Genomic DNA, 17,587 nt, shown 5'->3' on the forward strand with positions numbered 1-17,587 from the left:
CGATGCGTTGATAGATGCTCGAAAATCGCCGTGATCCCCGTCTACATGTGGCGGATGCAGTTGTACCAGAAGAGACAATGAGATGCGGCTGGCCTTTTCATGCGCGGCGCGGCGAGGAACGGCCGAAGGCTCGCCTTGCGCGGTTTGGGCTTTCCTGATCGCCGGCCTTTGCGCGCTCGCCCTTTCGGGCTGTGGTTCGGCGGGAATGGAAATCGCTGATTCCGCCGCGGGTCCGCGCCCCCTTTCGATGTTTGTCGTCTCGACGCGCAAGGGCGAGAGCGGCGCCTTGAGCGAAGCCGGCAACGATGGCGAGATGCGTGATTCACTGCAAATGATCGGCGTGCCCCCTGGCCACCAGGTCGGGCAGCTGGAGCGTCCCTCGATCGGAGCGCCGGATCCCTCACGCCATTTTGCGCTGGTGAAGCGCCGTAACCTCGACGAGACCGCCTTTCTGACGGAGCTTGCGTCACACCTTTCGGGCCGCATCGGCTCCAATCGCGACATTCTGCTTTATGTGCATGGCTTCAATACAGGCTATGATGAGGCGCGTTTCCGTCTCGCCCAAATCGTGCAGGACGGCCGCTTTGGCGGCGTGCCAGTGCTTTTCACCTGGCCCTCGACGAATAATTTGCTCGACTATGGCGCAGCCAAGGAGAGCGCGACGGTTTCACGCGACGCTTTGGCGAAAGTCATCCGTCTATTGACGGAAACGCCCGACGTCGGGCGCGTGCATATTCTCGCGCATTCCATGGGCGCATGGTTGACCATGGAGGCTTTGCGGCAGGACGCCATAGCCGGCAGTCCAAAGCTCAACGAAAAGCTGGGCGATGTGATGCTGGCCGCCCCTGACATCGATTTGAACGTCTTCCGCCAGCAATTGGCGCGGCTCGATCCCTCGCATGTGTTCGTTCTGGTCGCGGCGAACGATCGCGCCTTGTCGCTGTCGCGCACGCTCGCGGGCGACCGTCCGCGGCTCGGCGCTCTCGACCCGAAGAATGAGGCCGATCGCGCAGCGCTCGAGGCGTTGGGGGTCAGGGTCTATGATCTCACACGGGAAGCGGATATTTTCATCGGCCACGGCGCCTATGCCGACGCTCCCGACGCGGTGCGCACGATCGGCGCGCAGATCACGGCGCCGCGGCCGCAGGACGCCAATGTTCAGGCTGTCCTTGGCGACAGGCCCGTCGACGATCGCATTATTGCGGCGCCCCTCGCGCCTCCAGCGGCCCCGGCCGCCCCGACGGTCCCGGCCGCCTCTCCCTCCGCTACGCCCGCGACCGTCGTGGGCGCGCCGACACCCTGAAGCGAAGCGCAAAAAAATTCTTTTGCGTTGGAACTTCTTGCGGTGGTCGGCGTTGCGCTTCATAGCGGCGTATCAGGTCGATATGGCCGCAGTTTCCGTATGTGCAAATTTATGGCCTCTCCGCGCGGTGAGAAGCGCAGCCGTATCGCTTTTCAGTAAATCGCACCACTTTGAACACGATTTATTTATTCTACTTCAAATCACAACTGGCTTTCGGAAATATTATTTAACATTGGAAGGATTCCAGGCCTATCTCCTCAAGTTTTGTTGCACAGCAGCATAAATTATTCGTATTGACGTCATAATAACATTAGCATTAACCTATATATGCATAGGCGGCATTGATGGTGGAGGCATAGCTATCCTTTCAATTCGCCGGCCGGCCCTCAGCTGTGGCCAGGCCCCATCACTTGGTTGAGTTCAGTACGAAAGCGAGGGTGTGATGTGCTTGATCGCTGAAGTCGTGCATTCCTGCTCCAACGAGAAAGTCGCGCAAGCGGCGGTAGCCTCGATCGGCTCGGAATTCGCGGGTAAGGTCAGGGCGACCGCCAGCGTCTATGGGATGTCCATGGGCGCATTCGCAGCACGCACAGTCATCCAGTTCGACCGCAATTGTGGAGGAGAGGAGAAACAGGCTCTCCGCCGGATCATGAAGGGAGCCGATCAACCTATTCTGATCGCCCTTGAACATATTCTGAAACCCGCGGTCGATGGAGTGGTCCCAGGATCGGTCGATGCGTGAACGCGCGTTTTACAGACGCCTGACCGATTGATCTGGAATTGATTATGCTCGTGGCCGACGGCTTTCCTGTATTTTGCGAGAGGCGCTCCAGCGGTTCCCGATGGGGAGGGCCGGCCGCGGCGCCCTGCCCTTTGAGGCTTGCATTTTATTAAGCCGCCAAGGGCCGGGACAGCGTGGCCTGGCCTTTATGCATTCTGGCGAAACGGCTCGCCTTCGAGACGTTCGCCGGTTTCAATTTGCTCGATGATCGTCGCGATAAAGGCGTCGAGATCCTTCGGCGACCGGCTCGTGATGATGCTGTCGTCGATCACCACCGGCTTGTCCGTCCATTGGCCGCCCGCGTTTTCAACATCCGTCCGGATCGAAGGATAGGACGTCAGTTCACGTCCTTCGACAGCCCCTGCCTCGATCAGCAGCCACGGCGCGTGACAGATCGCAGCGACAATTTTTCCGGTGTTCAAGAAATCGACGATGACATCGATCGCATCGTCATTCGTCCGCAATGAATCCGGATTCATGACGCCGCCGGGCAGGATAAGGCAGTGGAAATCGGTGCTGCGCACCGAGTCCAGCGAAAGATCAACGCTGACGCTCTCGCCCCATTCCTTTTCGTTCCAACCTCTGATGGCCGGCCCCTGCGGCGCCGCGATCCGCACCAACGCCCCCGCCTCCCGTAGCTTGCGCAGCGGAACCATAAGCTCAGACTGCTCAAAACCGTTGGTCGCCAAAATCAGAATTTGCGCCTCGCGTATCGTCGGCATGCTTGTTCTCCATGAAAGATATGGAGGCAAACCCGACGCCTGCACGCAGGTTCCACCTTAGGCGCATCCGCTCCAGCCAGCGTTCAGGAGAGCGGTTCTTCCGCCAGTGCCGCGGCCTGAAGCGCGACGCCTGTCAACGGCTGGGTATGAAGCCCGCATTCGACCTTGGCGGCGCCGCGCCAGCGCCCGGCGCGCGGATCCTCGCCTGGCCTGACCCTTGACGTGCAGGGGACGCAGCCGATCGAGGGATAGCCCTTGGCGACGAGTTCGTGTCGCGGCAGATCATGCGCATGGAGATAGCCAAGGATCTGCGCCGCCGACCAGTTTGCCAGCGGGTTGATCTTGATGCGCTTCTCTTCCGCCTCGAAGAGGGGCAGCGACCGCCGCGTTGAGGACTGGAATCTTTTACGTCCAGTGATCCAGGCGTCAAATCCCTTCAGCGCTTCGGCGAGAGGCAGGACTTTACGGATGGCGCAGCAGCGATCCGGATTGCTCGACCACAAAAATGTCTCAGGATCTTCCGTCGCCAGTCGGTCCTTTTTGGGCGGAATGCTGATCACATTGCGAAGATCGAGAAACTTTATGAGGCGGTCCCGATAGGCGAGCGTTTCTGGAAACAAGACGCCAGTATCGAGGAACAGGACCGGAAGCGCCTTATCGATTTGCGCGACCATATGCAGCAGCACGGCGGAGTCGGCGCCGAAACTCGAAACCAGAGCGATTTTGCCGGCAAACAGATCCTCGATCGACAAGCGCAGCAATGCTGGCGTATCAAGAGAAGCGATCTTTTCGGCGCTATGCCCGAGCGCCGCCGCATCCGCCAAAAAGCCGGCGTCGTCAGCGCTTATGTCGTTCGCGCTCATCAAGCGCCTCCATCACGTTTTGTTGCGCGCGGCAACATGCTTGCCATAAGGCCTACGACCGCTCCCGCGGACGAAGCCTCGGTTTTTCAGAGCCTGGCTTCATCGAGAACAGGCCAAGCAGGGCTGCGCTGAACTCTCGCGCTCGCGTTCATCAACCAGATTGGAATGAACCTTTGAAATGAGAGAAATCGACGCGGCTGCTTCCTGCTTATGTGGAATATAGGATAAACACCGCAGCTTTGCGATATATAAATAAATATACATTATATGTCTGTATTATGGGAGGTTGCGATCCAGCGCGAACTCCGCTACCTTAAACTCTATAAGCTTGATAGAATGCGTTGCCTTCCCAGCGGGCGGAGCGCGCTTCGGGGCCGCGGGGTTAGCGCGAAAGGGTTCACGTGTCTCTGTTTACGCAGCGCAATTCGATTCTTCCGGGCTTCGGACTGACGCTCGGATACACGCTCGTCTATCTCAGCGTGATCGTGCTCCTGCCGCTCGCCGCGCTTGTGCTGAAAGCCAGCGATCTCGGACTTTCGGGCCTTTGGCATATCGCCGCCGAACCGCGTATTTTCGCAGCCCTCAGAACGAGCTTTTCGCTCGCGCTGGCGGCGGCGGCGATCAATGTCGTTTTCGGCGCCATCGTCGCATGGGTCTTGACGCGCTATGATTTTCCGGGCCGCCGCCTGCTCGACGCCGCCGTCGATCTTCCCTTCGCGTTGCCAACGGCTGTGGCGGGCATCGCGCTTGCCGCGATTTATGCGCCGAACGGCTGGATCGGCGGGCTGATTGCGCCGCTCGGATGGAAAATCGCCTATACGCCCCTCGGCATCATCATTGCCCTCGTGTTCATAGGCCTTCCCTTCATCGTCCGCACGGCGCAGCCCGTGATCGTCGAACTCCAGCAGGATGTCGAGGAAGCTTCGGCTTCGCTGGGCGCGAGCCGGCTCCAAACCCTCCGCCTCGTTATTTTGCCCGCACTAACTCCGGCGTTGCTGACCGGCTTCGCCCTCGCTTTCGCGCGGGGCGTCGGCGAATACGGATCGGTCATTTTCATCGCGGGCAATCTGCCTTTTGTCTCCGAGATCGCGCCTTTGCTCATTGTGGTCAAACTCGAGGAGTTCAATTACGCGGGCGCCACCGCGATCGCGGTTTGGATGCTGGCGATTTCCTTCTTCATTCTCTTGACCATCAATTTGGTTCAGGCCTGGAGCCGCCGGAGATTTGGAAATGTCTGACGCAGCAACCGGGCTGGCCGCGCCGATCGAAGAGCCGTGGCTCGCGGCAAAAGCCATAAGCCCGAAGCGGACTCGCAGTCCTGTCACCAGCGAAGGCAAGGTGCTGGCGGGCGTTTTGATCGGCGTCACCCTCGTCTTCCTTCTGCTCTTTCTGGTGCTGCCGCTCGCGGTCGTATTCTTCGAGGCGTTCAGCAATGGCGTCTCCGCCTATTTGACGGCGCTCGCCGAGCCGGACGCCCGTTCGGCCATCGGGCTGACGCTGCTTGTCGCGGCGATCGCCGTACCGGCGAATATCGTTTTCGGCCTCGCCGCGGCCTGGGCGATCGCCAAATTCCGCTTTCCCGGAAAAAGCTTTCTGATCACGCTGATTGATCTCCCCTTTTCGGTTTCGCCGGTGGTCGCGGGCCTCATGTATGTGCTGCTCTTTGGCGCGCAGGGACTGTTCGGCTCCTGGCTCAGAGCGCATCATCTCGAAATCATCTTCGCCGTTCCTGGCATCGTGCTGGTGACGATCTTCGTCACCTTCCCCTTCGTCGCGCGCGAACTCATTGCATTGATGGAGGATCAAGGCGCGGTCGACGAGGAAACCGCGCTGTCGCTTGGCGCAAGCGGCGCCGCAACGTTCTTTCGGGTGACTTTGCCCAACATCAAATGGGCGTTGCTCTACGGCGTCTTGCTTTGCAACGCGCGAGCGATGGGCGAATTCGGCGCTGTCTCGGTCGTGTCGGGCCATATCCGCGGCAAGACCAACACCATGCCGCTACACGTCGAAATTCTCTACAATGAGTACAATATAACCGCAGCCTTCGCGGTCGCGTCCCTGCTCGCCCTCCTGGCGCTTGTGACGCTTCTGGTCAAGACTGTGCTGGAATCGCGCTCCAGCAGCTCCGCGCCGGGCAAGGCGCGCGGTCACTAGCTCGACGCCCGGTTCCTCCGCGGCGGGCGCCGGTTCGGACGATGGTTTGAGACAAAGACTTTGCGAGAAGCAACAAAGGCAACGCCATGCAAATACGCGCCGTCGACATCGTCAAATCCTTCCCCGCAGCGCGCCGCGCGGCGCTGGAGGGCGTCAGCCTGACCGTCGGCAGCGGAGAGCTTGTCGCTTTGCTCGGACCATCTGGCGGCGGCAAGACGACCTTGCTGCGCATTATCGCGGGTCTCGACATTCCCGATGCCGGAAAAGTTTTCTTTGGCGACGAGGACGCCTCGCAAAAAACCGTGCAGGAGCGGCGCGTCGGCTTCGTGTTCCAGAGCTACGCGCTTTTCAAGCACCTGACGGTCGAAGAAAATGTCTCCTTCGGTCTCGACGTGCGTGAGCGCGCGCAGCGTCCGCCCAAGGCTGAAATTCGCAAGCGGGCTCTGGAGCTGCTGGATCTCGTACAGCTGGGCGGCCTCGAAAAACGACGTCCCGCGCAATTGTCGGGCGGTCAACGGCAACGCGTCGCCCTCGCCCGCGCGCTCGCCGTCGAGCCCCGCGTGCTGTTGCTTGACGAACCTTTCGGCGCGCTCGACGCCAAGGTGCGGCGCGAATTGCGCAGCTGGCTGCGCGAGCTTCACGCCCAGACCGGGCACACGACAATTTTCGTGACGCATGATCAGGACGAAGCGCTCGAACTCGCCGATCGCGTCGCGGTGCTCAATGGCGGCCGTATCGAGCAAATCGGCACGCCGGACGAGATCTACGACCATCCGGCGAGCGCCTTTGTGAATTCATTCATAGGCGAGGCGACCGCTCTTCGCGCCCACCTGCGTGACGGGCAGGTTTTCATCGGCGACCATCAGGTGGCGCTTCCCGCCTCGAACCGGCAGGCGGCGAGCGGCGCAGGCGAAGGCCGGCTGTTCGTGCGCCCGCAAGATATCGCCATCGGTGACGCGGGGCCTGACGCGCTTCAAGGCGAAATCCTGTCCGTGCGCCGAAGCGGCCCGACGCGGCGCGCGGAGATCGCAATTCCGTGCCAGGCCTCGAGCATCGAGGTCGATACGCCCGCTTCCGCCGTCTACCGCCCCGGCGAGAAGGTTCCGGTCCGCTTTTTGCGCGGCACGTTCTTCTTGAACGGGGAATCGGCGCCCGCCGGCGCGTGAACCAATCGGCCCCGGCTGCGGCGCCGTGGATCTGACGCCGGCGGCCTTTGCGCGGCGGTCAAACTTTTGTCTTGATGGCGCCTCTGCTCGGCTATCCATCTCCGCGCCGAAGCCGCGATGAAGGACAGCATGTTTCTCTCCGATCAGATTCCCGCTTTTATAGAGCATTACGGCTACCTCGCGATTTTCTGCGTCGTCGCGATTGAGAGCGCCGGCATACCTTTTCCGGGCGAAACGATTCTGGTCTCCGCCGCCATTTTTGCCGGCGGCTCGCACGCGCTCCATCATGAAAGCCTGAATATCTTCGCCGTGATCGCGACGGCCGCGGGCGGCGCCATCCTCGGCGACAATCTGGGCTTTTGGGCCGGCCGCACCTTTGGCGTTGCGCTGCTCGCGCGATATGGGCGTCTCGTCCATCTCGACGAAGGCCGCCTGAAGCTTGGGCAATATCTGTTTCGGAGATACGGCGGAGCGATCGTCTTCTTTGGCCGATTCGTCGCTGTGCTACGCGCCTTCGCCGCTATTCTGGCGGGCGCCAACAGACTCGAGCCCTGGCGATTTTTCATTTTCAACGCCGCCGGCGCCATCGTTTGGGCTTCTTTATTTGGCGGTCTTGGTTTTCTTTTCGGCGCCGAAGCGCATCGGATCGCCGGTCCGCTCGGTTTGATCGGCCTCGCCGGGGCGCTGGCCGTTTTTGCATTCTGCTGGCGATTCTATAAAAGGAATGAGATCCGGTTGATCGCAGAGGCGGAAGCGGCGTTGCCCGGCCCGATTCAAACGCAAGTCCGATGATGGTGAGAAGTCAGCCGCGCAACATCCGATAAGCAGGAGCCTTTGTGTTCATTGAACATATCCAACCGTTGATCGTCCAACACGGATATTGGGCCGTGTTCCTCGTTGTCATGCTGGAGAGCGCGGGCGTGCCGCTGCCCGGAGAAACGGTGCTGCTGCTTGGAGCCGGCTATGCCGGCGCGACGGGCAATCTCGATATAGCCTGGGTTATCGCTGCGGCGGCCGCGGGCGCGATCATCGGCGACAATATCGGCTTTTGGATCGGCCGCACGTTCGGGGCAAACCTGCTCCTGCGGTATGGCAAATTCATTCATTTGCCCGAAGCCCGGCTGAAGCTCGGCCAATATTTGTTCGAGCGGCATGGCGGAAAAATCGTTTTTTTCGGCCGCTTCGTCGCCTTCCTCCGGGTTCTTGCGGCCCTGCTCGCCGGCGTCAATAAATATAATTGGGGCAAGTTCGTCTTCTTCAACGCGAGCGGCGGCGTGATCTGGGCCGTCGTCATGGGCGCCGGGGCTTATTTCTTCGGCGACGCCATGCATCGCGTCAGTGGCCCTCTCGGCATCGTCGCGCTCGTCATTGTCGTCGGCGGCGTGGTCGGCGCAATGATCCTCATGCGCCGTGAAGAGAAGAAAATGGAAAGGGAACTCGCCGACGTCGGTTGAGCCGGCGCGCGGAACGATGAGCGGAAAGGAGCGTTCGCAGCCGAAGCCACCCTCAAGGGAGACGCATCGATGCGAAAAGAAATTCCGCTCATTCTCGCAGCAGCCGTGGGATTTTACGCAATTCCCGCCGTCGCCCAGACAGCGCCGGGGGCGCCTGGCGGCAATGAAGTGATTCCGGAAAAAAACCGGGCCATCCCCAGCGCGCAGCCAAAGGACGGCGTTCCCCTGACTTCCGGCCGCAGCGGGAGCCTCAGCGACAGGCTCGACGCCGGCGATGGCGTCATCAAGCCAAAGCCAGGCGTTGATCCCGGAATTGTCAGGCCAGCGCCCGTGCCGAATCCAAATTCGACTCCCGTCATTCCTCCGGCCGGAACGCCGGGAGGACCTCCCGGCGCCGAACCGAAATAGAAGGGCGCGGCTCTCCCTCACGCCGCGCCAGACGGCTTTGACCGAAAATGCTGCGGCCGCGCCCCTTACGCGCTATTATCTCAGCATGAGCGAAACCTTAATTGACACCGCCGCCGAAACAGCCGCGGACGAGATTTCCTTCAACCGCTCATTTGAGGGGCCTCCGGGGGAACTCGTCCGGCTGTCGCCGCTGGTGCGCCGCATGGTCGCGGGCAATCCCGGCCCGATGACCTTCACCGGCACCTGCACCTATGTCGTCGGATCGGGCGAGGTCGCGATCATTGATCCGGGACCTGACAGCCCCCGGCATATTTCGGCGCTGATCGGCGCTTTAGCGCGCGAAAACGTCGTGGCAATCCTCGTGACGCATACGCACAAGGATCATTCGCCCGGCGCGCGCGCCCTCCAGCAGGCGACCGGCGCAAGGATTATCGGCTGCGCGCCCTTTGCTCCTGCGAAGCAAGCAGCCGGCGACGAGGCGGGCAAAATCATCCGTCTGGAGGGCGCGCATGACCCCGGCCACGCGCCTGAAAAAATCATGCGCGAGGGCGAGGCGTTCGAAACCAGCGATTTCTCTCTCGTCTGCGTCGAGACGCCCGGCCATACGATGAACCATTTGGCGTTCTGCCTGCCGCAGGAGCAGGCTCTCTTCTCGGGCGATCACGTCATGGCCTGGTCGACCTCTGTGATCACGCCGCCGGACGGCTCCATGCGCGATTATATGGCCTCTCTGGAAAAGCTGCGGCTCCGGGACGATCGAATTTATTGGCCCGGCCACGGCGGCCCGGTCACCGAGCCACAGCGTTTCGTTCGCGCTCTCGCCCAGCACCGCCGCCAGCGCGAACGCGCCATTCTTGCGCGCCTTGGGAACGGCGACGAAACCATCGAAGCGATCGTCTCCCGGGTTTATGAGAGTCTCGCCCCTGCCCTGCGCGCCGCCGCGGGCCTTTCGGTGCTGGCCCATCTTGAAGACCTCGTCGACCGCGGGCTCGTCACCGCCGACGGGCCAGCAACCCTTGCGACGCATTTCCATCCGGCCTGAGCGGGCCGCACGTGCTATTTCTTGTCGACCTGCGCCTCGAGCGCGGCTTCGAAGGTGTGGATGTTGCGCTGATTGGCGCCAAAATCATAGGGACCGAAGCGCGAGACTGAGCGCAGGTCGATACGCGTTTGCCCGGCGAGCGGGCGAATGCGCAGGGTGATGTCGCAAGGAAAGCCGAGGATCAGACTGCGGGCAATGGCGTCGATATGACCGACGCCCATGCGCCCGCCGGGCGGCGTCTCATCAACGATGCGCCAGCCGCTGGCGGCGACGGCTTTGGCGACGGCGACGAATGCTTCGTCGCCGGTGAGATCGAGGATGATCGGCAGTATTTTCGGATAGGCTTGCGCTTGCGCCCTGCGCATCGACGCCGGCAGCGTCTTTGGCGTCCGCCCGCCTCGGGCGGCCTGTGCGACGCGCGAGGCCGAGAAAACCGGCGGATCGGCAATATCAGTGGAAAAATCGGTCAAACGCGGCAAATGCGTCGTCTTGGCCAGTTGGTAGGCTGGATAGGCAAGAAGCAGGAGCGCGAGAAAGAGCCCGGCGGCCGCCTGCCCTGCGCCTTGGCGCCCGGTACGCCAGATCACCGCGAACGCCAGCAGCGCGCTAAGGATCGCAGCGGCGGCGAGAGCTATAGAGCCGCTGAGCACGGTAAGCGCGGCTGGCGGATCGATCCCGCTTCGCGCCGCGGCGACGCCGATCAGCGCGACAGCCAGAGCGAAGGCGGCGAGCCGCCGGCTGAGCAGCGCCGATTTGGAATAAGGTTCTTCGACGATCAGCCGCCGCATTATCAGCCCCGCCTGCGCCTCAACTCAAGTCGCTGCGCGGATTATAGGGCTTTCCGCTCTCCCATTTGCGCATCAAATTCGTAAGTTCCGGGTCTGACTCATCCGGGAGCACGATGCGCAATGTAACAAGGAGGTCGCCGGCGGCCCCATGCGGATTGGGAAGGCCCTTGCCGCGCAGACGCAGGGTCCGGCCGCCATTCGAGCCAGCCGGAATGGCAAGCTCGACGGCGCCGTCAAGGGTCGGCGCATTGACCTTGCCGCCGAGCACGGCCTCATAAAGCGTCACGGGCAGATCGAGCCGCAGGTCGCGTCCTTCGACACGGAAAAAGGGATGCCTGGCGATTTTGACGGTGACGATGGCGTCGCCCGGTTCGCCTCCGGAGGGGCTCTGATGACCCTGGCGTTTGAGGCGGATCTGCTTGCCGTCTTCGATCCCGGCCGGGATCGTGACCTCAAGGGTGCGTCCCGTCGCAAGCGTTACACGCGCTGCGCCGCCCTTGACCGCCTCACCGAGGCTCACGGTCACGCTCGCCTGGATGTCCTCGCCGCGGGGCTGCGGCGCGGCGGCTCCGCGCCCGCCTCTGCGGCCAGCCGCGCCAAACAGCTCGCTGAAGATATCACCGGCTTCGAAGCCGCCAGGGCCAGCGCCCGGACGCCCGCCGCCGAAATTAAACTCGAAACCTTCAAAACCGGGGCCGGCATGAGCCCGACGGCCAGCGCCCGGTCCCCCGGCGGCAAATCCCTCAAATCCTGGATGGCGCGGCTTGCCTTCGGCGTCGATCTCGCCGCGGTCGAAAGCCCCCCGCTTTTTTTCATCGCCCAGAATCTCGTAGGCGGAGCCGATCTCGGCGAATTTTTCCTTCGCTTTCGGCTCCTTGCTCTGATCCGGATGGAATTTTTTGGCGAGTTTACGGAAAGCTGATTTGATCTCGGCCGCCGATGCGGTTTTGGCGACTCCCAGAACAGTATAAGGATCACGCATGAATTGAGCCCACTCCCACGCTCGCCCTGCATTGGCGCGAACGCCTATGTCTCTTCTCGAATTTGGGGGATGTCCAAGCGCGGCGCAAGGCTTGCCGCGCTTTATCGCGACGCTTGCGGCAAAGTTTGTGACAAATGTTTGGCGCAGTGGCGAAAATATAGAGCGTTTACCGATTAGGCAAACCCTGACGGGTCAACCTTTTTTCGAAGGATTGATTTGAGCGATCGTCCACTCGTCGCCCTTGTCGGAGCAGGCGACGCCCTGCATCGACTGGGAGCCGCTTTTGCTGTCGATGTCCGTTCTGAAAGCGCGACAGATTTTGGCGTCCGACGCATAGGCATTGCCGAGCGGAGCGAAAGAGCCTTTGGCGCCGGATTCCGGATTATCCCACGACACGAGCGAGCCGTTGCCCTGCGGATCAAGCGCCGTCGACAGAGCGGCCCTGGCCCTGCGCCAATCCTCGGGGTTGAGCTGACGCTCCAGCGCCGAACTTGGAATGGCGCCCGTCGCATCCTCGTTGGAGGTCGCGAGAGTAGCGATCGGCATGGACACGGCGCAGCCCGCGAGGGTCATGGCCATACAGGCCAAAGGCAGCCATCGAGCCGCGACGCCATGCGCGCGGCACAAGTCCGGCGGCGATGATGTAAACCGGGAAAGCCTGGAGACAGATTGTGTTTGATGATAATGCCGCACGAGCCGTCCCGTCACGAATTAAGCCGCTCGCGAAAGAGTTACTTTAAGGAGATTTAGCCTTGAACAAGTTAACGGGGCGTGACTTCACCGAGGCCGGGGAGCCCTTCGATCTGTTTGATTCCTGGCTCACTGAGGCGCGCAAGAGCGAGGTGAACGATCCCGAAGCGATGGCGCTCGCAACCGTCGACGCCAACGGCCTGCCGGACGTGCGCATGGTGCTGTTGAAGGAGGCAAAGCCGAAAGGTTTTGTCTTTTACAGCAACGCCGAAAGCGCCAAGGGACGGGAGCTTCAGGCAAATCCCAAGGCGGCCGGCGTGCTGCATTGGAAATCGCTGCGCCGGCAGGTCCGCTTTCGCGGAGCGGTCGAGCGCGTTTCGGACACCGAGGCCGACGCCTATTTCGCCAGCAGAGCTCTGCAAAGCCGCATCGGCGCCTGGGCGAGCCAGCAATCGCGTCCGCTCGAAAGCCGCTTCGCGCTCGAAACGGCGGTCGCCAAATATGCCGCGAAATTCGCCTTCGGGGAAATTCCGAGGCCGCCCTATTGGGTCGGCTATCGCGTCGCGCCGGTCTATATTGAATTCTGGTCGGACGGCGCTTTTCGTCTGCACGATCGAATTGTGTTCGAGCGCGCAACGCCTGACGCGCCGTGGCGCAAGGAACGGCTCTATCCATGAGCGCGATCGAGGCTGAGCCGCCGCGGCTCTATCCGAGCCGCCCCTTCCTTGCCGTGAGCATCGCCGTCTTCCGCGCCGGCAAGGTGCTGATGGCGACGCGCACACGGGCGCCTTTCATCAACGCTTTCTCGCTGCCCGGCGGCCTCGTCGAAACCGGCGAAACCCTGGCCGAGGCCGCTTTGCGCGAACTTCGCGAAGAGGTCGACGTCGAGGCGCGCGTCATCGCATTCAACCGCCATGTCGAATCGATTGAACGCGACGACGCCCGCGGCATCAAACGCCATTTCGTCATCGCTTCTTTTATCGGCGAATGGATCGCGGGCGAAGGGACGCCGGGTCTTGAAGCCGGAGAAGTCGTCTGGGTTGAGCCATCACAACTTTCGCGGCTTCATTGCACCCCCCATACCGCCGAAGTCGTGGCTGGCGCGGCGGCGATGCTTGAATCAGGTCGATTTAACTTGCCGGAAAGCGGCGTAAGCTTATGAATGCGCTTTCACAACCGGCGAATTAAAATGGCAGCGGTCCTTCTGACGCCTCTCAAAAGCTGGCTGCGCGTCATTATCGCCGCTGCGACCGTCGGGGCGGTGTGCTCCCTCGCGGTCGCCGCGCCTCAAGACGCGCAGCCTCGGCCCGCGAGCAAGCGACCGCATCTGAAAGCGATCCATCCCGGCAAAGCAGCCAACACCAAGGATAAGCCTGCGTCGAAATCCGAGGCGAAGCAGGAGCCTGGCCAGAAAAATCCCGGCGCGGCCGATCCACACGATCCTGCCCCGCCGGAATCGCCGCCGCCGCCTTACGAGCCCGAGGTTCTGCGGCTTGCGGAGATTCTCGGAGCCCTCGCCTATCTCGACGACCTCTGCGGATCCAAGGCCGATTGGCGCGCAAAAATGCAGAACTTTCTCGAGGCCGAAGCAAAGACGGAAGATCGCAAGGAGCGGCTCGCCGGGACCTTCAACCGCAGCTTCCATGATTACGAACAATCCTACCAAGCCTGCACGCCGAATGCGCAGATCATCATCAGCCGCTTCCTCAGCGAAGGCGGCCGGCTGGCGCATGAGGTGGTCAATCGTTTCAGCGCGTCCTGATATTTCGGCGCGCGACGCACAGAGGGCCCCACGTTGAACAACCTCATCACTGACATCGCGGGACTGAGCGTCGGCAATGCGCAAGACGCAAAACTCGCCTCCGGGGTCACCGCCGTGCTGTTCGATGCCCCCGCGATGGCCTCGATCGCTGTTCACGGCGGCGCGCCGGGTCTGCGCGACGCGACTCTGCTCGAACCTGGAATGACGGTCGAGCGGGTCGATGCGCTGGTCCTCTCCGGCGGCTCCGTCTATGGGCTCGATTCGATGGGCGGCGTCCTCGCCTTTTTGCGCGAGAGCGGCCGGGGCTTTCCGGTCGGCTCGATCAAGGTCCCGATCGCGCCGGGCGCGGTTCTCTTTGATCTTTTGAACGGCGGCGACAAGGATTTCGGCCGTGAGCCTTTATATTGGCGCCTTGGCTACGAGGCGGCAGCCGCGGCGGGGCAAGATTTCGCGCTCGGCAATGCGGGAGCTGGCTATGGCGCGACCACCGCCAATCTGAAGGGCGGCCTGGGTTCTGCGAGCGCTGTGACGGCGAGCGGCTTTCACGTGGGCGCCCTCGTCGCCGTCAACGCCGTCGGCTCGGCGACGATCGGCGGGGGGCCGCATTTCTGGGCGGCCCCCTATGAACGAGACGACGAGTTCGGCGGGCTCGGCTGGCCTCCCGCGTGGCCGGGCGAGCCCAAGGACTTTCACATGAAAGGCCTCGACCCGCAGAACACCACGATCGCCATCGTCGCCACCGACGCCGCGCTGACCAGAGCGGAGGCCAAACGCCTCGCCATCATGGCCCATGACGGCATGGCCCATGCGCTGCGCCCGGCCCATGCCGCTATGGACGGCGACACGATTTTCGCCGCGGCGACCGGCCGCGCAGCCGCGACGCCAACGGTGAGCGATGCGGCCGAGATCGGCATGCGCGCCGCCGACTGTCTCGCACGAGCGATCGCGCGCGCGGTTTTTGAGGCCGAAGCCCTGCCCTTCGCCGGCGCCTTGCCGGGCTGGCGGGAAAAGTTCGGCGTGCATGAGAAGAATTTTTAGCGCCGGGGGAAGAGAATGACGACGCTTCTGGCGCGATATGGCCTTGCCATTCTTGCATTGATTGCACTCGCATCTCCGCAGCAAAGCCGAGCGCAGACATCACCAAGCGGCGCGGTCTGGAGCATTCCGGACATTGACGCCCTGCCCGATGACGCTCACGGCCAAAATGTCCGGTTCGGGCGCCGCCTGGTGACGCAGACCTACGCTCTGATCGGACCGCTGACGGCGGATCCCGCGAGGCGCTTCGCGGGCAATAATCTCGCCTGCGGCGATTGCCATCTCGAAGCCGGAACAAAGAAATTCGGCGCGCCTCTGTTCGGGCTATTCGACGCGTTTCCCCGTTACAGCGCCCGGCGGGGCCTTAAGATTTCCATCGAGGAGCGCCTCAACGCCTGCATGACGCGAAGCATGAACGGGCGTCCGCTGCCGGGCGAAAGCCCCGAAATGCAAGCGCTCGTCGCCTACGTCAAATTCCTTTCGTCTGGGCTCGCGCGAGCCGACACATTGGCCGGACACGGATCGGGCGACATGCCGGAACTCGATCGCGCGGCGGACCCAAAGCGCGGCGCAGCCGTCTACGCCCGCGTTTGCGCCGGCTGCCATCGAAGCGATGGGGCGGGACTTCCAATGGATCCCGAAGCCTTGAACCTCGGTTATGCCGCCCCGCCCCTTTGGGGCGACGACAGTTTCAACGATGGCGCGGGCATGGCGCGCATCAGCTCCTTGGCGAATTTCGCTCATTCCAACATGCCGCCCGGAGCCGATTATCTGAACCCGAGGCTGCCGGTTGAAGACGCCTGGGATGTCGCGGCCTATGTCGAGTCGCAGCCCCGCCCGCGCAAAGCGGGTCTTGACCACGATTTCCCCGATCTTCTCGATAAGCCGGTTGACGCGCCCTATGGCCCCTATGCCGATGGCTTCAGCGCGGCGCAGCACAAATACGGCCCCTTTGCGCCGATCCGGGCGGCGATCGCGCGCCTGAAGGCTGACGAGGAGGCGACTGGCAAGGCGCCATAGGCTTTCGTCGCGTGGCTTTCTTTTGCGTTTCGCCCGCCGCGCGTGCTAGAGCGCTCCCTTACCAAGGGAGTGCTCCACCTCAATGATCCCCCGTTATTCCCGCCCCGAAATGGTCGCCGTCTGGGACGCGCAAACGCGCTTCAGAATCTGGTTCGAAATCGAGGCCTACGCCTGTGACGCGCTTGCGGAAATCGGCGTCATCCCGAAATCCTCGGCCGAGGCGATCTGGGCCAAGGCGGGCAACATCGAATTCGATGTCGCGCGGATCGACGAGATCGAAAAAGTCACCAAGCACGACGTCATCGCCTTTTTGACCCATCTTGCCGAGTTCATCGGCCCGGATGCGCGTTTCGTGCATCAGGGCATGACCTCCTCGGACGTGCTCGACACCTGTCTTTCGGTGCAGCTTGCGCGCGCCTCCGACATTCTGATCGCCGATGTCGAGGCGCTGCTCGCCGCCCTGAAGCGTCGCGCTTTCGAGCATAAGCTGACGCCGAGCATTGGCCGCTCGCATGGCATTCACGCCGAGCCGGTGACGTTCGGCCTGAAACTGGCGCAGGCCCATGCCGAATTTGCGCGGGCGAAAGAACGCCTCGTCAATGCGCGCAAGGAAATCGCGACCTGCGCCATTTCGGGCGCGGTCGGCACTTTCGCCAACATTGATCCGCGCGTCGAGGCGCATGTCGCGCAAAAACTCGGCCTTTCCGTAGAGCCCGCCTCGACCCAGATCATTCCGCGCGACCGGCACGCCATGTTTTTCGCGACCCTTGGCGTCATCGCCTCCTCGCTGGAGCGGCTCGCCATCGAGATCCGGCATTTGCAGCGCACGGAAGTGCTCGAGGCGGAGGAGTTCTTTTCGGAAGGGCAAAAAGGCTCCTCGGCGATGCCGCATAAGCGCAATCCGGTGCTGACCGAGAATATCACCGGCCTTGCCCGGCTCATACGCGGCATGGCGCTGCCGGCGATGGAAAATGTCGCGCTGTGGCATGAGCGCGACATCTCCCATTCCTCGGTCGAACGGATGATCGCCCCCGATGCGACGATCACGCTGGACTTCGCCCTGAACCGCATGACCGGCGTCATCGACAAGCTGCTGGTCTATCCGGCCAACATGCAAAAGAACCTCGATCGGCTCGGCGGCCTCATCCATTCGCAGCGGGTTCTGCTCGCCCTGACGCAAAAGGGCGTCAGCCGCGAGGACGCCTACGCCTATGTCCAGCGCAACGCCATGCCCGTCTGGCGCGGCGAGGGCGATTTCCTGACGCTGCTCAAAGCCGACCCAGACGTCGGCAAAGCGCTGAGCGCGGCGGAACTCGAACAGCTCTTCGATCTCGGCTATCATCTGAAAAACATCGATTTCATTTTCAAGCGGGTCTTTGGACACGCGTGACGCTTGAACGCGCCAGGATAACCGCTT

At 62.3% G+C, this 17,587-nt stretch carries 20 protein-coding genes; 15 read left to right on the top strand and 5 right to left on the bottom strand.

Going from position 1 to position 17,587, the window contains the following annotated elements:
• The first annotated feature begins 82 nt into the window (after nt 1–82).
• Entirely contained in the window at nt 83–1,303 is a 1,221-nt protein-coding gene (locus MPC4_RS12920) for an alpha/beta hydrolase (RefSeq protein ID WP_174512862.1), read from the top strand.
• 442 nt (nt 1,304–1,745) lie between these two features.
• Nucleotides 1,746–2,045 carry a hypothetical protein gene (locus MPC4_RS12925; protein ID WP_174512863.1) on the top strand — a complete coding sequence of 100 codons (300 nt, stop codon included), beginning with the start codon at nt 1,746–1,748 and terminating at the stop codon, nt 2,043–2,045.
• Between the two features lie 185 nt (nt 2,046–2,230).
• Here MPC4_RS12925 and MPC4_RS12930 read toward each other — a convergent pair whose 3' ends face one another.
• Together MPC4_RS12930 and MPC4_RS12935 are read right to left on the bottom strand one after the other, a co-directional pair.
• Nucleotides 2,231–2,806, bottom strand: a complete 576-nt coding sequence (locus MPC4_RS12930) for a type 1 glutamine amidotransferase domain-containing protein (protein WP_174512864.1) — start codon at nt 2,804–2,806, stop codon at nt 2,231–2,233.
• Nucleotides 2,807–2,889: 83 nt separating this feature from the next.
• Complete coding sequence (locus tag MPC4_RS12935) at nt 2,890–3,669, bottom strand: phosphoadenylyl-sulfate reductase (RefSeq protein ID WP_174512865.1); 780 nt, start codon at nt 3,667–3,669, stop codon at nt 2,890–2,892.
• Between the two features lie 401 nt (nt 3,670–4,070).
• Between MPC4_RS12935 and cysT the strand changes: the two genes are divergently transcribed.
• From cysT to MPC4_RS12970, 7 genes are all read left to right on the top strand, one after another.
• Nucleotides 4,071–4,907, top strand: coding sequence for a sulfate ABC transporter permease subunit CysT (gene cysT / locus MPC4_RS12940; protein WP_425312469.1), 837 nt, complete (start codon nt 4,071–4,073; stop codon nt 4,905–4,907).
• Nucleotides 4,900–5,823: a sulfate ABC transporter permease subunit CysW gene (cysW, locus tag MPC4_RS12945; protein ID WP_174512866.1), complete on the top strand. Its 924-nt coding sequence runs from the start codon at nt 4,900–4,902 to the stop codon at nt 5,821–5,823. The genes cysT and cysW overlap by 8 nt, the downstream gene beginning before the upstream one ends.
• An 86-nt stretch (nt 5,824–5,909) precedes the next feature.
• Nucleotides 5,910–6,989 (top strand): sulfate/molybdate ABC transporter ATP-binding protein, encoded by a 1,080-nt coding sequence (locus MPC4_RS12950; protein WP_174512867.1) that lies wholly within the window; start codon nt 5,910–5,912, stop codon nt 6,987–6,989.
• 129 nt (nt 6,990–7,118) lie between these two features.
• Nucleotides 7,119–7,781 carry a DedA family protein gene (locus tag MPC4_RS12955; protein ID WP_174512990.1) on the top strand — a complete coding sequence of 221 codons (663 nt, stop codon included), beginning with the start codon at nt 7,119–7,121 and terminating at the stop codon, nt 7,779–7,781.
• A gap of 44 nt (nt 7,782–7,825) precedes the next feature.
• Entirely contained in the window at nt 7,826–8,443 is a 618-nt protein-coding gene (locus MPC4_RS12960; protein WP_174512868.1) for a DedA family protein, read from the top strand.
• A 69-nt stretch (nt 8,444–8,512) separates the two neighbouring features.
• Entirely contained in the window at nt 8,513–8,851 is a 339-nt protein-coding gene (locus MPC4_RS12965) for an invasion associated locus B family protein (protein WP_174512869.1), read from the top strand.
• 85 nt (nt 8,852–8,936) lie between these two features.
• Entirely contained in the window at nt 8,937–9,893 is a 957-nt protein-coding gene (locus MPC4_RS12970) for an MBL fold metallo-hydrolase (protein WP_174512870.1), read from the top strand.
• A 14-nt stretch (nt 9,894–9,907) separates the two neighbouring features.
• On the opposite strand, the gene MPC4_RS12975 is transcribed toward MPC4_RS12970, so the two are convergent.
• From MPC4_RS12975 to MPC4_RS12985, 3 genes are all read right to left on the bottom strand, one after another.
• Nucleotides 9,908–10,681 carry a DUF1499 domain-containing protein gene (locus tag MPC4_RS12975; protein ID WP_174512871.1) on the bottom strand — a complete coding sequence of 258 codons (774 nt, stop codon included), beginning with the start codon at nt 10,679–10,681 and terminating at the stop codon, nt 9,908–9,910.
• Between the two features lie 19 nt (nt 10,682–10,700).
• The gene (locus MPC4_RS12980) at nt 10,701–11,663 is read right to left on the bottom strand and encodes a DnaJ C-terminal domain-containing protein (protein ID WP_174512872.1); all 963 of its coding nucleotides are present in this window, start codon (nt 11,661–11,663) and stop codon (nt 10,701–10,703) included.
• 192 nt (nt 11,664–11,855) lie between these two features.
• Complete coding sequence (locus tag MPC4_RS12985; RefSeq protein ID WP_244605684.1) at nt 11,856–12,242, bottom strand: RT0821/Lpp0805 family surface protein; 387 nt, start codon at nt 12,240–12,242, stop codon at nt 11,856–11,858.
• A gap of 173 nt (nt 12,243–12,415) precedes the next feature.
• Here MPC4_RS12985 and pdxH point away from each other — a divergent pair, with 173 nt between their 5' ends.
• The 6 genes from pdxH to purB all read left to right on the top strand — a co-directional run bounded on the left by pdxH (nt 12,416) and on the right by purB (nt 17,560).
• Nucleotides 12,416–13,030 (top strand): pyridoxamine 5'-phosphate oxidase, encoded by a 615-nt coding sequence (gene pdxH / locus MPC4_RS12990; RefSeq protein WP_174512874.1) that lies wholly within the window; start codon nt 12,416–12,418, stop codon nt 13,028–13,030.
• Nucleotides 13,027–13,515 carry an NUDIX hydrolase gene (locus MPC4_RS12995; protein WP_174512875.1) on the top strand — a complete coding sequence of 163 codons (489 nt, stop codon included), beginning with the start codon at nt 13,027–13,029 and terminating at the stop codon, nt 13,513–13,515. Before pdxH ends, MPC4_RS12995 begins: the two co-directional genes overlap by 4 nt.
• A 27-nt stretch (nt 13,516–13,542) precedes the next feature.
• Nucleotides 13,543–14,115, top strand: a complete 573-nt coding sequence (locus MPC4_RS13000; protein ID WP_174512876.1) for a TIGR02301 family protein — start codon at nt 13,543–13,545, stop codon at nt 14,113–14,115.
• Nucleotides 14,116–14,148: 33 nt separating this feature from the next.
• On the top strand, nt 14,149–15,153 hold the full coding sequence (locus MPC4_RS13005) for a P1 family peptidase (RefSeq protein WP_174512877.1): 1,005 nt from the start codon (nt 14,149–14,151) through the stop codon (nt 15,151–15,153).
• Nucleotides 15,154–15,168: 15 nt separating this feature from the next.
• Nucleotides 15,169–16,170, top strand: coding sequence for a c-type cytochrome (locus MPC4_RS13010; protein ID WP_174512878.1), 1,002 nt, complete (start codon nt 15,169–15,171; stop codon nt 16,168–16,170).
• Between the two features lie 82 nt (nt 16,171–16,252).
• Complete coding sequence (gene purB, locus MPC4_RS13015; RefSeq protein WP_174512879.1) at nt 16,253–17,560, top strand: adenylosuccinate lyase; 1,308 nt, start codon at nt 16,253–16,255, stop codon at nt 17,558–17,560.
• Nucleotides 17,561–17,587: the final 27 nt, after the last annotated feature.

It is taken from the genome of Methylocella tundrae, assembly GCF_901905185.1.
GTDB lineage: Bacteria > Pseudomonadota > Alphaproteobacteria > Rhizobiales > Beijerinckiaceae > Methylocapsa > Methylocapsa tundrae.

What these genes read in the sequence shown, in the direction of transcription:
- MPC4_RS12930 (WP_174512864.1), bottom strand. Translation starts at nt 2,806, where the DNA reads ATGCCGACGATACGCGAGGCGCAAATTCTGATTTTGGCGACCAACGGT.
- MPC4_RS12975 (WP_174512871.1), bottom strand. Translation starts at nt 10,681, where the DNA reads ATGCGGCGGCTGATCGTCGAAGAACCTTATTCCAAATCGGCGCTGCTC.
- MPC4_RS12965 (WP_174512869.1), top strand. Translation starts at nt 8,513, where the DNA reads ATGCGAAAAGAAATTCCGCTCATTCTCGCAGCAGCCGTGGGATTTTAC.
- MPC4_RS13010 (WP_174512878.1), top strand. Translation starts at nt 15,169, where the DNA reads ATGACGACGCTTCTGGCGCGATATGGCCTTGCCATTCTTGCATTGATT.
- MPC4_RS12925 (WP_174512863.1), top strand. Translation starts at nt 1,746, where the DNA reads ATGTGCTTGATCGCTGAAGTCGTGCATTCCTGCTCCAACGAGAAAGTC.
- MPC4_RS12970 (WP_174512870.1), top strand. Translation starts at nt 8,937, where the DNA reads ATGAGCGAAACCTTAATTGACACCGCCGCCGAAACAGCCGCGGACGAG.
- MPC4_RS12950 (WP_174512867.1), top strand. Translation starts at nt 5,910, where the DNA reads ATGCAAATACGCGCCGTCGACATCGTCAAATCCTTCCCCGCAGCGCGC.
- MPC4_RS12955 (WP_174512990.1), top strand. Translation starts at nt 7,119, where the DNA reads ATGTTTCTCTCCGATCAGATTCCCGCTTTTATAGAGCATTACGGCTAC.
- MPC4_RS12995 (WP_174512875.1), top strand. Translation starts at nt 13,027, where the DNA reads ATGAGCGCGATCGAGGCTGAGCCGCCGCGGCTCTATCCGAGCCGCCCC.
- purB (WP_174512879.1), top strand. Translation starts at nt 16,253, where the DNA reads ATGATCCCCCGTTATTCCCGCCCCGAAATGGTCGCCGTCTGGGACGCG.
- MPC4_RS12920 (WP_174512862.1), top strand. Translation starts at nt 83, where the DNA reads ATGCGGCTGGCCTTTTCATGCGCGGCGCGGCGAGGAACGGCCGAAGGC.
- cysW (WP_174512866.1), top strand. Translation starts at nt 4,900, where the DNA reads ATGTCTGACGCAGCAACCGGGCTGGCCGCGCCGATCGAAGAGCCGTGG.
- MPC4_RS13000 (WP_174512876.1), top strand. Translation starts at nt 13,543, where the DNA reads ATGGCAGCGGTCCTTCTGACGCCTCTCAAAAGCTGGCTGCGCGTCATT.
- MPC4_RS12985 (WP_244605684.1), bottom strand. Translation starts at nt 12,242, where the DNA reads ATGGCCATGACCCTCGCGGGCTGCGCCGTGTCCATGCCGATCGCTACT.
- MPC4_RS12980 (WP_174512872.1), bottom strand. Translation starts at nt 11,663, where the DNA reads ATGCGTGATCCTTATACTGTTCTGGGAGTCGCCAAAACCGCATCGGCG.
- MPC4_RS12935 (WP_174512865.1), bottom strand. Translation starts at nt 3,669, where the DNA reads ATGAGCGCGAACGACATAAGCGCTGACGACGCCGGCTTTTTGGCGGAT.